Source organism: Mesorhizobium sp. WSM4815, from assembly GCF_055811575.1.
Window position 1 is genome coordinate 1 of sequence record NZ_JBVVQS010000083.1, and the last position, 13,635, is coordinate 13,635.

Here is a 13,635-nt window from a genome sequence, read left to right on the forward strand (position 1 = left end):
AATGCCCTTGCTCGATAGGATGGCAAACTGTTCGCGATGTCCTCGCACACCTGTTCGCGATGTCTCCGGTCCAAACACCCTTGTGGGAGAAGGTGGATCGGCGCGTGCGCCGAGACGGATGAGGGGTGTTGGACAGAGTGCCGGCAGTGCCAAGCTGGAACACCCCTGCCATGAAAGTAACTTCAAACTCTGCTTTATTTCAATGAGATAGCGGCTTGGGCCAAGGACTCGATTTTAAGCCGATATACCAGAGAAAGCGGCCCGCGCACCTTTCATCTACGATGGCGCCCGGTGCCGGGCGATGTGTCTCATCCGACCTCGCTTCGCGAGGCCACCTTCTCCCACAAGGGGAGAAGGGGGAGTCAATCGCGAAGGTCGGCGATTTGCGTGACGATGGTGCTGGACGGAGCGCCAAGGCCGGGTAATCTCGCCCGATGCCGCATCAGCCCGTCGCTCCAACCAAACGTCGCTTCGCCCGCTCGATGCGGCGCAAGCCAACAGAGGCGGAGGACCGCCTGTGGCACGAGCTGCGCGGACGCAGGCTCGACCGCATCAATTCCGGCGTCAGGTTCCTATCGGCAGATTCATTGCCGATTTCGTTTGCGCCGAGGCCAGGCTGATCGTCGAAATCGACGGCAGCCAGCATGCGGATTCAAACTATGACCGGGAGCGAGACGCCGAATTGAAGGCGAGCGGCTTTCGTGTGTTGCGCTTTTGGAACGACGACGTGCTGCGCGATTTGAACGCCGTCTGCGACACCATCATCGCTTACGTCGGCGACCAGAGTTTGCAGCCGTGGCGGTAAAAGCGCTCTTCCTTCTCCCCTTGTGGGAGAAGGTGGATCGGCGCGTAGCGCCGAGACGGATGAGGGGTGTTGGACGGAGTGCTGGCGATGCCAAGCTGGAACACCCCTCATCCGACCTCGCTTCGCGAGGCCACCTTCTCCCACAAGGGGAGAAGGGAAGATCGCGCCTTGAATTAATTAAACGTTCGTTTTATTCTTACCCTCTCAACGAGGCCTTGCATGGCGCGCACGACCGGTTCCGACGGCGAAAAGACCGAAGCAGCGGTCCGCGAGGCGGCGGTCAGCCTGATCGCGCGTCTTGGCTATGAGGCGATGTCGATGCGCCAGCTGGCCGCCGAGGTCGGCGTCCAGGCGGCGGCGCTCTACCGTTATTTTCCGACCAAGCAAGACCTGTTGTTCACGCTGATGCGTGAGCACATGCAAGGGCTGATCGAGGCGTGGGACGCGGCCCGCCCGGCCGCAGCCGATCCGACGACACGGCTCGCCGCCTATGTCGAAAACCACATCGCCTTCCATGTCGAGCGCCGCCATTCCACCCATGTCTCGAACATGGAATTGCGCAGCCTGTCGCATGACCGCCTGACGCGGATCCTGCGTATGCGCACCGCCTATGAGAAGGAGCTGCGCGTCATTTTGCGCGACGGCACGGAAGCCGGCGTCTTTGACGTCGAAGACACAGGGCTGACCGCCATGGCGCTGATCCAGATGATGACCGGCGTCATCGTCTGGTTCCGGCCGGGCGAGCGGCTATCGATCTCGGAGGTGACCGCCACATATCTTTCAATGACGATGCGCCTGGTTGGAAGCAAAGGCCCATGGCGCGACAACGACCTGCAGCGCCGCAGCCGGCGCGCAAAGGACGCTGTAGCACTTTGATTTTGCGCCCTTCCCGAAATTGAATTCGATTTCGGGGCCGTGCGCCGGGAGGAACGGCATGTACACGCACACACTCAACTTCGGGCTTGACGAAGACATCGAGGCGCTGCGCGACCTGGTGCGGCGCTTCGCCCAGGACAAGATCGCCCCGATCGCCGCCGAGATCGACCGCTCGAATGAATTTCCGGCGCATCTGTGGGCCGAGCTCGGTGGGCTCGGCCTGCTCGGCATCACCGCCGATCCGGAATTCGGCGGCACCGGCATGGGTTATCTCGCCCATGTCGTGGCGATGGAGGAGATTTCGCGCGCCTCGGCCTCGGTCGGCCTCTCCTACGGCGCCCATTCCAACCTCTGCGTCAACCAGATCAATCGCTGGGCGACACCGGCGCAGAAGGAAAAATATCTGCCTGCGCTGTGCAGCGGCGAAAAGGTCGGCGCGCTGGCAATGTCGGAATCCGGCGCCGGCTCCGACGTCGTGTCGCTCAAACTGCGCGCGGAAAAGCGCAATGATTGCTATGTGCTGAACGGCACCAAGATGTGGATCACCAACGGCCCGGATGCCGAGACGCTGGTCGTCTACGCCAAGACCGATCCAGAACTCCAGTCGCGCGGCATCACCGCCTTCATCGTCGAAAAGGATTTCGCCGGATTTTCCGTCGCGCAAAAGCTCGACAAGCTCGGCATGCGCGGCTCCAACACCGGCGAACTGGTTTTTTCGGATGTCGAAGTGCCGTTCGACAATGTGCTGCATGAGGAGGGGCGCGGCGTCGAGGTGCTGATGTCGGGTCTCGACTACGAGCGCACGGTGCTCGCCGGCGGCCCGCTCGGGCTGATGGCGGCGTGCCTCGATGTGGCGGTCCCCTATGTGCACGAACGCAAGCAGTTCGGTCAGCCGATCGGCGAGTTCCAGCTGGTGCAGGGCAAGCTCGCAGACATGTATACGACGATGAACGCCGCGCGCGCCTATGTCTATGCCGTCGGCGCTGCCTGCGACCGCGGCCAGACGAGCCGCAAGGACGCCGCCGCTTGCGTGCTGTTCGCTGCCGAGAAGGCGACGCAGATGGCGCTCGACGCCATCCAGCTGCTGGGCGGCAATGGCTACATCAACGACTATCCGACCGGCCGGCTTTTGCGCGACGCCAAGCTCTACGAGATCGGCGCCGGCACCAGCGAGATCCGCCGCTGGCTGATCGGGCGGGAAATCATGGCGGAACGAGTCTGATGGCACTATTTCCTAAATTTGCCATGCTGGACAATTTGCCCCATATTTCTCCCGAGATGTCATATTTCCGGACCGAGGCAGAACATGGCGAACGGAACCGAAAAGGTTGGGTTTGACGAGAACCCGCCGACACAATTCGACGCAGGAGCTCAAAAAACTCCGCTCCGGATGCCAGCGAAACGCGAGCGCGTCAGACTTGGCGAGGGCGGACGCTTCGTGATCCCGGCTGCGATGCGCGAGGAAATGGGCGTGAAGCCTGGTGAAGACTTGATCCTTCATGTCGAGAACGGCGAGTTGCGGGTAAGGTCGTGGCTTCGGAACCTGCGGCGCGTCCAGGCCGAATTGTCAGCGTTGAAAAAGCCCGGCGAAAGTGTCGTCGACGAATTTCTGAAGGAGCGGCGGGAAGAACAGCGTCGAAGCGATAAACGTTTGGACCGGCTTCATGCCGAAGGAACGGCGGGGAAGGGAGCGAAGTGAAAGCTTACGTCATGGACAGCTCGGCGGCGCTTGCGATCCTGCTTAACGAGAAAGGCACCGATGTTGCCTTGGGTTTCGCGCCGGATGCGCAATTCAGCTCCGTCAATGCGGCCGAAATTATCGCCAAGCTGATCGACAAGGGACGCAGCATGGAAGAGGCCGCGGACGACCTCGCCAGTCTCGGCATGCCGGTCGCTGCTTTCGACGAGATGATGGGCATCGCCGCCGGTCAGCTTCGCGAGCTGACGCGGCATCGCGGCTTGTCGCTGGGCGATCGGGCCTGCCTGGCCCTGGCAATTCGCGAGAACGCCATAGCCGTCACCGCCGACCGCGGCTGGGGCGACCTGGATATCGGCTGCAAGATCGAACTGATCCGGTAACGCCAATGGCCCCCCTCACCTCGCAAATCTCGCCAGCCTCAGACACCTTCCGCGCCAATGCCGAGCGCATGCGGGCGCTGGTCGCCGACATTGCGCAAAAGGCGGCAACCGTCGAGCGCGGCGGCTCGGAGGAAGCGCGTGAGCGCCACCAGAGCCGCGGCAAGCTTTTGCCGCGCGAGCGCCTCGCCCAATTGCTCGACACCGGCTCGCCATTCCTCGAGATCGGCCAGTTCGCCGCGTGGTCGATGTATGGTGAGGACATCGCATCGGCCGGCATCATTACCGGCATCGGCCGCGTCGAAGGCAGCGAAGTGATGGTCGTCGTCAACGACGCCACGGTGAAGGGCGGCACTTATTATCCGCTGACGGTGAAGAAGCATCTGCGCGCCCAGGAGATCGCGCTGCAGAACAGATTGCCTTGCGTCTATCTGGTCGACAGCGGCGGCGCCAACCTGCCCAACCAGGACGAGGTGTTTCCCGACCGCGACCATTTCGGCCGCATCTTCTACAACCAGGCCAACATGTCGGCTGCTGGCATTCCGCAGATCGCCTGCGTCATGGGTTCGTGCACGGCGGGCGGCGCCTATGTGCCGGCGATGTCGGACGAGACGATCATGGTGCGCAACCAGGCGACCATCTTCCTCGGCGGTCCGCCGCTGGTGAAGGCCGCTACCGGCGAGGACGTCAGCGCGGAGGAATTGGGCGGCGCCGAGGTCCACACGCGGCTTTCCGGCGTGGCCGATCATTTTGCGCTGGACGACGAGCATGCGCTGGCGATCGCGCGCCGCATCGTCAAGAACCTCAATCGAAAGAAGCAGATCGGGCTGGCGCTACGCGATCCGATTGCGCCGCTTCATGCTGCCGAAGAACTCTACGGCATCGTGCCGACCGATCTGCGCCAGCCCTATGACGTGCGTGAAGTGATCGCCCGCATCGTCGACGGCTCCGAATTCGACGAGTTCAAGCAGAATTATGGCATCACGCTGGTCACCGGCTTTGCCCATCTCAACGGCATGCCGGTCGGCATCATCGCCAACAACGGCGTGCTGTTTTCCGAAAGTGCGCTGAAGGGCGCGCATTTCATCGAGTTGTGCTGCCAGCGCAAGATTCCGCTGATCTTCCTGCAGAACATCACCGGCTTCATGGTCGGGCGAAAATACGAGGCCGGCGGCATCGCCAAGGACGGCGCCAAGCTGGTGATGGCGGTCGCCACGGCCCGCGTGCCGAAGGTCACCATGATCATCGGCGGCTCGTTCGGCGCCGGCAATTACGGCATGTGCGGACGCGCCTATTCGCCACGCTTCCTGTGGATGTGGCCGAATGCCCGCATTTCGGTGATGGGCGGCGAGCAGGCGGCCACCGTGCTGGCCGTGGTCAAGCGCGAGGGGATCGAACGCAAGGGCGGGGAATGGAGCGCGGAGGAGGAGGCAAAATTCAAGAAGCCGATCCTGATGAAATACGAGCATGAAGGCCACCCTCTGTATTCCTCCGCCCGGCTCTGGGACGACGGCATCATCGATCCGGCCAAGACGCGCGAGGTGCTGGCGCTCAGCCTGTCCGCAGCGCTGAACGCCGGGATCGAGGAGACAAGCTTCGGCGTGTTCAGGATGTGACCGATGAGCGAGATCGAGGCAAGGATTCGCGTTCATGTCGGCGACATCACCAGGCTGGCGGTCGACGCCATCGTCAACGCCGCCAACACCTCACTTCTGGGTGGCGGGGGCGTCGACGGCGCCATCCACCGTGCGGCCGGCCCCGAACTTCTGGCCGAATGCCAATCCCTCAATGGCTGCAAGGTCGGCGACGCAAAACTCACCAAGGGCTACAGGCTGCCGGCACGCTATGTCATCCACACGGTCGGGCCGGTCTGGCAAGGCGGCGGCAAGGGCGAAGCCGAGTTGTTGGCCTCCTGCTACCGCCGGTCGCTCGAACTCGCCGCCGGCAAGGATTGCAGGACGGTGGCATTTCCGGCGATCTCGACCGGTGTATACCGGTATCCAAAGGACCAGGCGACGCAGATCGCCGTTGGCACGGTGAGCGCCTTTGTCAGCCACAATGCGGTTCCTGAAACCGTCATCTTCTGCTGCTTCGACCAACAGACGGCGGACCTATACCAACAGGCGTTGCTGCTTGGCGGAGCGTGACCGGCACAGGTAGGAAAACCCCTTCATAGTTTCAGACTTATTTTCATTCACCGATCTGGTCAGACGAAAGAATCGCGGTTATTGCTTATCGCAAATACCGTGGGGATTTGGCGAAGATGAGACTGCAGATTTTTCAAAAAACAACTATGTCAGTACTTTCGACGTTGCTTATATTAGCGACCCCTGGCGTGGGAGCGGCGGAATCGCTGGCGGGAAACAAAGGCGACCGTCGTTTCGCCGTCAATTTTCCGGCAGGTTCGACCGGAGATTGCCCGAAAGCCTATAAATCCTATGTCGCGGCCAGCGGCCATTCGGCCTATGCGACGACGTTCTATTCGCGCGTCAGCGACCTCTACATCATCTGTGGTTCCACGCTCAACGCCCCCTCGCAACAGGCCGCGGAAGAGAGAGCGTTGCGCAATTGTCAGGCCGGCTTGACGAGGTGGAAACTCAAGACGGCGGCAGGCGGCTGCGCCATCGCCGCCTCCAAGTAGGTTGCTGCAGCAACGGGCGCAAATACCAGCGGGATGGGGCGAAGATGACACTGCAACGTTTTCAGACGTAAGCGGGCCTGGCTTACCGATCCTTTGACAATGGCCGGACTGCAAAGCAGGGTGTTGCCACAGCCCGCGTGAAGGAGCATTCGCGCCGTTGGCGGCAAGCTCTGGCTTTGGAGGTCCCATGTTCGCCAAAATCCTGATCGCCAACCGCGGCGAGATCGCTTGCCGGGTGATCCGCACCGCGCGCAGGATGGGCGTGCGCACGGTCGCCGTCTATTCCGACGCCGACGCCGGCGCCTTGCATGTCGAGATGGCCGACGAAGCGGTGCATATCGGACCCTCGCCGGTCGGCGAAAGTTATCTGCGCGGCGACAAGATCGTCGCGGCGGCTTTGGCCACCGGCGCCGAAGCCATCCATCCCGGCTACGGTTTTCTGTCGGAAAACCCTGATTTCGTCGATCAGGTGACAGCGGCCGGGCTCGTCTTCATCGGCCCGTCGGCCGCCTCGATCCGCGCCATGGGGCTGAAGGACGCGGCCAAGCGGCTGATGGAGAAGGCCGGCGTGCCGGTTGTGCCGGGCTATCACGGCGAGGCGCAGGAGATCGTGCTGCTCGCCTCCAAGGCACGCGAGATCGGCTATCCCGTGCTGATCAAGGCGCGCGCCGGCGGCGGCGGCAAGGGCATGCGGCGCGTCGAACATCCCGACGACTTTTCCGAGGCGCTGTCGGGTGCGCGGCGCGAGGCCAAGGCCGCGTTCGGCGACGACCGCGTGCTGGTCGAGAAATATGTCGACAAGCCGCGCCACATCGAGGTTCAGGTTTTCGGCGATATCTTCGGCAATGTCGTGCATCTCTACGAGCGCGACTGCTCGGCGCAGCGGCGCCATCAGAAGGTGATCGAGGAAGCCCCCGCTCCCGGGATGACGCCGGCATTGCGCAAGGCAATGACGGAGGCGGCGGTGAAGGCCGCCAAGGCGATCGACTATTCCGGCGCCGGCACGATCGAGTTCATCGTCGACGCCTCGCAAGGGCTGAAGGCCGACCGCTTCTGGTTCATGGAAATGAACACTCGCCTGCAGGTCGAGCATCCCGTCACCGAAATGGTCACCGGCACCGATCTGGTCGAATGGCAGTTGCGGGTGGCGTCCGGCGAAAAGCTGCCGAAGACGCAGAGCGAGATTGCGCTCTCCGGACATGCCTTCGAGGCGCGCATCTATGCCGAAGACGCGGCAAAGGGTTTTTTGCCGGCGACGGGCACGCTGCATCACCTGAAATTTCCGGATACAGCGCCCGAGGGCGCCAGCATGCGGATCGAGACCGGCGTGCGGACTGGCGATGCCATCTCGCCGTTCTACGACCCGATGATCGCCAAGCTCGTCGTCCATGGCAAGAACCGGCAGGCGGCGCTCGAAGCACTGGGCATTTCCCTTTCGCAAACCGAGATCGCCGGCTCGACCGTCAACACCGCCTTTCTCGCGGCTCTCGCCGCTGACGCGGATTTTTCGGCAGGTGAGGTCGACACCGGGCTGATCGGCAGGCACCAGCAAGCGCTGACCGCAGTGCCGCCGCCGAGCAGCGAGATCGTCGCCGCGGCCGCACTTGCAGCGTCCGGCGCCGGGGCTCAGGCGCCGACCCGCGAGCCGTGGTCGTCGCTTGCCGGCTATGCGCATTTCCACGCGATGGCGCGGCGCACGCGGCTTCGCTACGGCGAGGACGATATCCTGGCGCTTGTATCGATGCGGCCGGACGGGCGCTTCCAGGTGGCACTGGACGCACTTTATGACAGCGCGCTTGATCTTCGCGCCGCCCCTCGCCTCGCCCGCTGGCCAGGCCATGTCACTGTCTTTTCAGGCGCCGTCGGCTACAGCTTCGCGGTGCCGGACCCGTTGGCAAGGGCCGACGAAATCGCCGCCGGTGCCGACAGCCTGCGCGCGCCGATGCCGGGACTGGTCAAGTTGGTGCGCGCGGCAAAAGGCGAAACCGTCATCAAGGGCCAGCCGCTGTTGATCCTCGAAGCGATGAAGATGGAGCACACGATTTCCGCCACGCATGACGGGACGATCGCCGAGATCGCAACAGAGGGCGCACAGGTCACCGATGGGACGGTGCTGGTGCGTTTTGCCGAGGAAGCCCACGGCTGACGCTGTTCATCCAATGAGAGGCGACGACGGAAGACGCGCGCCGCAAACGCATGACCAAATGAAAATGGCCGGATCTGCCCCGGCCATCTCCGATTGTCGCCAGGCGCTAAAGCGCGTCGCACGCGACGCGCTTTAGTTCTTGTTTTTGTGCATGTCGTTTCCGCAAAACCGCTGCGCACTTTTGCGCGACATGCAATGGCGATCAAGGCTGGATCGGCGCGTATTTGCCGTCGTGCCACTGGTTGATGTCGTAGCTGACGTTCTTGAGGTCGCCCTTTTCATCGAAAGTGACAGGGCCGACGACGGTGCTGATCGGCTGGCCATTCTTCAGCGCTTCGGCAACCTTGGCCGGGTCGTCGCTGCCGGCGCGCTTGATGCCCTCGGCAAAGGCCTGGATCACGGCATAGGAGAACAGCGTAAAGCCCTCGGGCACGAAGCCGCCCGCCTTGATCTTTTCGATGGCCTGCTTGGCTTCGGGCTTCGCCTGCGGATCCGACGGGAAAACGAACATGGTGCCTTCGCCGGCCGGGCCGGCAACCTGCCAGAATTCCGGCGTGGCAATCGAGTCCGGCATGATCAGCTGGAACTTGAAGTCCTGTTCCGCCGACTGGCGCAGGATGAGGCCGGCCTCTGGGTGGTAGCCGCCGAAATAGACCACATCAGCCTTCAGTTCCTTGAGCTTGGTGACAAGCGCCGAATAGTCCTTTTCGCCGGCGTTGATGCCCTCATAGAGGATCTCGTTGAGGCCGTTCTGGTTCATCGTCGCCTTGACGGCATCGGCCACGCCCTGCCCATAGGCGCTCTTGTCATGCATGATGACGACCTTCTTGCCGGCGTATTTCTTGGCGATCCATGGACCGATGAAGGCGCCCTGCGCATCATCGCGCGTATAAAGGCGCATGATCGTCGGCCAGCCGGATTTCGCCGCCGCGTCCGTCAGCTCCGGGTTCGACGAAGCCGGCGACATCATCATCGCACCGGCTTCGGCATAGACGGCCGAGGCCGGGATGCTCGAGCCCGAGCAGGCATGGCCATCGATGAACTTGACGCCGTTGGCGACGATGCGGTTTGCGACCGAAACCGCCTGCTTCGGATCGCACTGGTCATCCTGGACGTCGAGCTTGATCTGGCGGCCGTCGACGCCGCCGGCGGCGTTGATCGCGTCGGCGGCGGCTTGCGCGCCCTGCTTGAACTGGTCGCCGATGGTGGCAAGCTGTCCGGTCATCGGTCCGACCACCGAAAAGGTGATGTCTTCGGCGAAGGCCGGCGCGCTCATCACCAGGCCGACAATGGCCGCGCTCAAAATACCCAACTTTTTCATGACGATACAACTCCTCCACTCGCGCGCGGCCGCTCCGACCGCGCCTCTTCCAGATTAGGTGGGAGAATTTCACCGTTCGCCAAGCCTGTCTTGGCGCATCGGCGGCACTCGATTGGGCCTGCCGGCTTTCTGTTTGACCATGATCTTTTCCAAAACCGGTTTCCACTTTTTGGGATCATGGTCCGACTGTTTGACCATGATCTTCTTCCAAAAACCGGTTTCCACTTTTTGGGATCATGGTCCCGAAAACGCGAAAAGCCGCGCCTGCCTTGTTCCGGCCGGTCGCGGCTTTTGTCGATCGAACAATCCCGAACGCTACGCGCGTCCCGAAAACCGCTCGCCTTCCCTGTCCGTCGCGCAGCTGGGCTGTATCCGGCCTGCGGCGTTCTTGTCATTGTTGGTCCGGCCGTCTTGCGCGGCCTTGTTCTTGCCGGTCCGGCCGTCTTCGCGCGGCCTTGAAGCGTCCCTGTCGGTGATCTCAGGACCTGATGAGTTCAGGTGAGACTTAGTGCATCGTCATCCATTCGCGGGCTTCGCGCAGCGCCCTGGCGATCTCGACTTTCGACATGGCGGCCGACAATTCCGAGCGCAGTTCCGCGGCGCGCACCGAGCCCTTGATCGCAGCGATGTTGAACCATTTGTGGGCGGCGACGACATCGGTCTCGCAATCGCGGCCGGTCGCATACATCATGCCCAGTTCGAAAAGAATGTCGGCCTGGGCAGTGGCCCCCATGGCGCCGAAGCCGGCTTCAGGCATTTCAAAACGTGCCATTTCAATCCCCTGTTCTAGCCCCTGTCAGGCTCCCGAGAGCTGCCTCGTTCTGTCCCCTGGAAACCCTTGGGGCGGCCGCTCTTTCGATGCTTTCGAGAATGAACCGAAGGCTTGAATCCGTCGTTAAACGGCGTGCTTAATTTGAGGAAAACAAAGCTAAAACAAGAGGTAAACGCGGAAATTCATTAACGATGCAAAGCCAGCAATTGCGCCGGTTTGGACTAAAATTGATGAAAATTTGCGAGGCGCAAATCAAGACTCCGCTAACCACGGAAGACAAAGCCAGCATGCCCGGTGTTTCATTTCTCGCCGACCAGACCGCTTCAGGCGGCCGGGAAAAATCCCGAAGTCTTCCGCAGCGGCACCGCTTTTGTTTTGCCGGGAGGTGGATTAGCTTACGTTTGCGTAAGAGGCAGACTGGCGGGGCGGAACGTTCGTCCGGATGCCCACAGGGAGGAGAAACATGTTTCGCAAAATCAGCATGGCCCTCGCGGCCACATTGATCATGGCCGGCACCGCTTGGGCCGACCCGATCGAAGGCAACTGGAAAACGCAAGCCGGTTCGACTGCCGCCATCACGGGCGGTGGCGACGCATTTTCCATCACGCTCAAATCCGGCAAGTTTGCCGGCAAGCGCATCGGTTCGTTCAAGGTGTCCGGCGCCAACAAATATACGGGGACGATAACCGATCCGGAGACCGACAAGACCTATTCGGGCAAGGCCTCGGTCTCAGGCGCTTCGCTCAAGATGAGCGGCTGCGTGCTCGGCGGGCTGATCTGCAGGAGCCAGACCTGGCACAAGCTCTGATCGTTTCGACTGCACCACAATGAAAACGGGGCCGCTAAGGCCCCGTTTTTGTTCGCGCCTCTGTGTTTGCGACTCCGATCGATCGCGCAGGCTGCGCCTTCTGCGCCCTACAGTCCAAATTTGAACCGCAGATGAACGCCGGCATCAGAACCGGTTCAGTTGCATCAGGGCATTCTCATGCGTGTCGAAGGAGACACCACGCCATGTTCGCCCGCCGCTTCACCATCGTCTGCCTGCTGATGAGCCTGTTCGGCATGTCGTTCGCCATCCTCGTTGCCGAGGGGCGCTCGGCCCGCAACTGGGACCAGGCCAATTCCTGCCGGTTCGGTTGCGTGAACCATTTTCGCCCCTGAACCGACAAAGACTTCGAGAGGAGAAAAGCAAAGCCATGAACCGCATCGTCGCCAACGTCCTGAAAACCCTTCGGGTCCTGCCACGGGCGGCGCTCATCCTGACGGTTCTTGCGGCCCCGGTTCTGGCCGTGCCGACGATGCGCGCCGATGCCGGCTCGACAATCGAAGCGCCGGCGCTGAAGAAGACCGGCGTCGGCTTTGTGCTGCTGATCAGCCTGCGGCGCGGCTAGGCAATCGGCCTTCATCGAAACCATGCAAAATAAAAAACGATCCTTCGGCCCCCTCCCAACCGCATGGCCAAGCCTCTATATTGGGTCATGGAAAAGCGAATCTATCCCCAAGCCATAGACTCAGTCGTGATGCCGGAGCCGTTTGGCCGGCAGATCTTCAATGATGCAGCAAAGGCCGTCGCGGCCTTGCAGGCCCTCTACGACCGCAACACCAAATTCCTGCGCGATTCGTTTACGGCGCTTGCCGCAGGCGGCGACAACAACAAGCGCTACCGGGCGTTTTATCCGGAGGTCGGTGTCACCACGACTTCGTTCACCCAGATCGACTCGCGGCAGGCTTACGGCCATATGCCGACGCCCGGGCATTTCTCGACCACCATAACCCAGCCCGCCCTGTTCGAACGCTATCTCAGCGAACAGCTTCGCCTGATCATGCGCAATCACGGCGTTCCGGTCACGGTTTCGGAATCGACGACGCCCATCCCGCTGCATTTCGCGTTCCTGGAAGGCTCGCATGTCGATGGCGCGGCAGCCGAGCGCATCAGGCGGCCGATCCGTGACCTGTTCGACGTGCCGGATCTCGACGGCACCGACGACCAGATCGCCAACGGCACGTTCGAAGTGGCGTTAGGCGAAGCCAGACCATTGGCGGCGTTCACGGCGCAACGCATCGACTACTCGCTGCACCGGATGTCGCACTACACGGCGACCAGTCCGCAGCATTTCCAGAATTTCGTGCTGTTCACCAATTACCAGTTCTACATCGACGAATTCGTCGCCCGTGCGCACGATCTGATGGCGAAAGGCGGCGGCGGATACGTCGAATTCGTCGAGCCGGGAAACGTCGTCACCAAGGCTGGACAAAACGCGCCCAGCCATGGCGTGGCGCCGCCGCGCCTGCCGCAGATGCCGGCCTACCATCTGAAGAAGCCGAACCATGGCGGCATCACCATGGTCAATATCGGCGTCGGCCCCTCCAACGCCAAGACGATCACCGACCACATAGCGGTGCTCAGGCCGCATGCCTGGGTGATGCTCGGCCATTGCGCCGGCCTGCGCAACACCCAGGCGCTGGGCGACTATGTGCTGGCGCACGCCTATGTGCGGGAAGACCATGTTCTGGACGACGATCTTCCGGTCTGGGTGCCGATCCCGCCGCTGGCCGAAATCCAGGTGGCGCTGCAGGAGGCGGTCGCCGAAGTCACCGGCCTTTCCGGCTATGACCTCAAGCGTATCATGCGCACCGGCACAGTCGCTACCATCGACAACCGCAACTGGGAGTTGCGCGACCAGCGTGGGCCAGTGCAGCGGCTGTCGCAGTCACGGGCGATCGCGCTCGACATGGAGTCGGCGACGATCGCCGCCAATGGCTTCCGCTTCCGCGTACCCTACGGTACGCTGCTTTGCGTCTCCGACAAACCGCTGCATGGCGAATTGAAGCTGCCCGGCATGGCGACCGAGTTCTACAAGCGGCAAGTGGCACAGCATTTGACCATCGGCATCAGGGCGATGGAAAAGCTGGCCGAGATGCCGATGGAACGGTTGCATTCGCGCAAGCTCAGAAGCTTTTCGGAGACGGCGTTCCAGTAGGACGGCGGCTTTCATCG

The 13,635-nt window shown here is 62.1% G+C and carries 15 protein-coding genes and 1 pseudogene; 14 read left to right on the forward strand and 2 right to left on the reverse strand.

The window, feature by feature from the left end; translation table 11 throughout:
- Positions 1–434: 434 nt before the first annotated feature.
- From AC0L2B_RS07760 to AC0L2B_RS07800, 9 genes and pseudogenes are all read left to right on the forward strand, one after another.
- A pseudogene (locus AC0L2B_RS07760) lies at positions 435–805 on the forward strand (endonuclease domain-containing protein).
- Between the two features lie 219 nt (positions 806–1,024).
- Complete coding sequence (locus AC0L2B_RS07765) at positions 1,025–1,681, forward strand: TetR/AcrR family transcriptional regulator (RefSeq protein ID WP_473744817.1); 657 nt, start codon at positions 1,025–1,027, stop codon at positions 1,679–1,681.
- Positions 1,682–1,739: 58 nt separating this feature from the next.
- Positions 1,740–2,903 (forward strand): isovaleryl-CoA dehydrogenase, encoded by a 1,164-nt coding sequence (locus AC0L2B_RS07770; protein ID WP_473744818.1) that lies wholly within the window; start codon positions 1,740–1,742, stop codon positions 2,901–2,903.
- 84 nt (positions 2,904–2,987) lie between these two features.
- Positions 2,988–3,380, forward strand: coding sequence for an AbrB/MazE/SpoVT family DNA-binding domain-containing protein (locus AC0L2B_RS07775; RefSeq protein ID WP_473744819.1), 393 nt, complete (start codon positions 2,988–2,990; stop codon positions 3,378–3,380).
- Entirely contained in the window at positions 3,377–3,760 is a 384-nt protein-coding gene (locus tag AC0L2B_RS07780) for a type II toxin-antitoxin system VapC family toxin (protein ID WP_023800786.1), read from the forward strand. The genes AC0L2B_RS07775 and AC0L2B_RS07780 overlap by 4 nt, the downstream gene beginning before the upstream one ends.
- A 5-nt stretch (positions 3,761–3,765) precedes the next feature.
- Positions 3,766–5,373 carry a carboxyl transferase domain-containing protein gene (locus AC0L2B_RS07785; protein ID WP_473744820.1) on the forward strand — a complete coding sequence of 536 codons (1,608 nt, stop codon included), beginning with the start codon at positions 3,766–3,768 and terminating at the stop codon, positions 5,371–5,373.
- A 3-nt stretch (positions 5,374–5,376) separates the two neighbouring features.
- Positions 5,377–5,904 carry an O-acetyl-ADP-ribose deacetylase gene (locus AC0L2B_RS07790; protein WP_473509926.1) on the forward strand — a complete coding sequence of 176 codons (528 nt, stop codon included), beginning with the start codon at positions 5,377–5,379 and terminating at the stop codon, positions 5,902–5,904.
- Positions 5,905–6,020: 116 nt separating this feature from the next.
- Positions 6,021–6,398 (forward strand): hypothetical protein, encoded by a 378-nt coding sequence (locus AC0L2B_RS07795; RefSeq protein WP_473494154.1) that lies wholly within the window; start codon positions 6,021–6,023, stop codon positions 6,396–6,398.
- Between the two features lie 187 nt (positions 6,399–6,585).
- Positions 6,586–8,544 carry an acetyl/propionyl/methylcrotonyl-CoA carboxylase subunit alpha gene (locus tag AC0L2B_RS07800; protein ID WP_473744821.1) on the forward strand — a complete coding sequence of 653 codons (1,959 nt, stop codon included), beginning with the start codon at positions 6,586–6,588 and terminating at the stop codon, positions 8,542–8,544.
- Positions 8,545–8,746: 202 nt separating this feature from the next.
- Here AC0L2B_RS07800 and AC0L2B_RS07805 read toward each other — a convergent pair whose 3' ends face one another.
- Entirely contained in the window at positions 8,747–9,865 is a 1,119-nt protein-coding gene (locus AC0L2B_RS07805; protein WP_128172686.1) for an ABC transporter substrate-binding protein, read from the reverse strand.
- A 133-nt stretch (positions 9,866–9,998) separates the two neighbouring features.
- On the opposite strand from AC0L2B_RS07805, the gene AC0L2B_RS07810 reads away from it, so the two are divergent.
- On the forward strand, positions 9,999–10,367 hold the full coding sequence (locus AC0L2B_RS07810) for a hypothetical protein (RefSeq protein WP_473744822.1): 369 nt from the start codon (positions 9,999–10,001) through the stop codon (positions 10,365–10,367).
- A 3-nt stretch (positions 10,368–10,370) separates the two neighbouring features.
- Here the strand turns inward: AC0L2B_RS07810 and AC0L2B_RS07815 are convergent, their stop codons facing one another.
- A complete protein-coding gene (locus AC0L2B_RS07815) occupies positions 10,371–10,637 on the reverse strand; it encodes an SEL1-like repeat protein (RefSeq protein WP_027152750.1) in 267 nt (88 codons plus the stop codon).
- 463 nt (positions 10,638–11,100) lie between these two features.
- On the opposite strand from AC0L2B_RS07815, the gene AC0L2B_RS07820 reads away from it, so the two are divergent.
- From AC0L2B_RS07820 to AC0L2B_RS07835, 4 genes are all read left to right on the forward strand, one after another.
- Complete coding sequence (locus AC0L2B_RS07820) at positions 11,101–11,445, forward strand: DUF2147 domain-containing protein (protein ID WP_027152751.1); 345 nt, start codon at positions 11,101–11,103, stop codon at positions 11,443–11,445.
- 203 nt (positions 11,446–11,648) lie between these two features.
- Entirely contained in the window at positions 11,649–11,798 is a 150-nt protein-coding gene (locus tag AC0L2B_RS07825; protein ID WP_287258542.1) for a hypothetical protein, read from the forward strand.
- Positions 11,799–11,833: 35 nt separating this feature from the next.
- Complete coding sequence (locus AC0L2B_RS07830; RefSeq protein WP_128168071.1) at positions 11,834–12,028, forward strand: hypothetical protein; 195 nt, start codon at positions 11,834–11,836, stop codon at positions 12,026–12,028.
- Between the two features lie 129 nt (positions 12,029–12,157).
- Positions 12,158–13,618, forward strand: a complete 1,461-nt coding sequence (locus tag AC0L2B_RS07835; protein WP_473744823.1) for an AMP nucleosidase — start codon at positions 12,158–12,160, stop codon at positions 13,616–13,618.
- The last annotated feature ends 17 nt before the right edge of the window (positions 13,619–13,635 follow it).

Bases quoted from the DNA above. Each gene is read 5' to 3' on its own strand.
- AC0L2B_RS07765 (WP_473744817.1), top strand. From the start codon at position 1,025: ATGGCGCGCACGACCGGTTCCGACGGCGAAAAGACCGAAGCAGCGGTC.
- AC0L2B_RS07770 (WP_473744818.1), top strand. From the start codon at position 1,740: ATGTACACGCACACACTCAACTTCGGGCTTGACGAAGACATCGAGGCG.
- AC0L2B_RS07775 (WP_473744819.1), top strand. From the start codon at position 2,988: ATGGCGAACGGAACCGAAAAGGTTGGGTTTGACGAGAACCCGCCGACA.
- AC0L2B_RS07785 (WP_473744820.1), top strand. From the start codon at position 3,766: ATGGCCCCCCTCACCTCGCAAATCTCGCCAGCCTCAGACACCTTCCGC.
- AC0L2B_RS07790 (WP_473509926.1), top strand. From the start codon at position 5,377: ATGAGCGAGATCGAGGCAAGGATTCGCGTTCATGTCGGCGACATCACC.
- AC0L2B_RS07795 (WP_473494154.1), top strand. From the start codon at position 6,021: ATGAGACTGCAGATTTTTCAAAAAACAACTATGTCAGTACTTTCGACG.
- AC0L2B_RS07800 (WP_473744821.1), top strand. From the start codon at position 6,586: ATGTTCGCCAAAATCCTGATCGCCAACCGCGGCGAGATCGCTTGCCGG.
- AC0L2B_RS07805 (WP_128172686.1), bottom strand. From the start codon at position 9,865: ATGAAAAAGTTGGGTATTTTGAGCGCGGCCATTGTCGGCCTGGTGATG.
- AC0L2B_RS07815 (WP_027152750.1), bottom strand. From the start codon at position 10,637: ATGGCACGTTTTGAAATGCCTGAAGCCGGCTTCGGCGCCATGGGGGCC.
- AC0L2B_RS07820 (WP_027152751.1), top strand. From the start codon at position 11,101: ATGTTTCGCAAAATCAGCATGGCCCTCGCGGCCACATTGATCATGGCC.
- AC0L2B_RS07825 (WP_287258542.1), top strand. From the start codon at position 11,649: ATGTTCGCCCGCCGCTTCACCATCGTCTGCCTGCTGATGAGCCTGTTC.
- AC0L2B_RS07830 (WP_128168071.1), top strand. From the start codon at position 11,834: ATGAACCGCATCGTCGCCAACGTCCTGAAAACCCTTCGGGTCCTGCCA.
- AC0L2B_RS07835 (WP_473744823.1), top strand. From the start codon at position 12,158: ATGCCGGAGCCGTTTGGCCGGCAGATCTTCAATGATGCAGCAAAGGCC.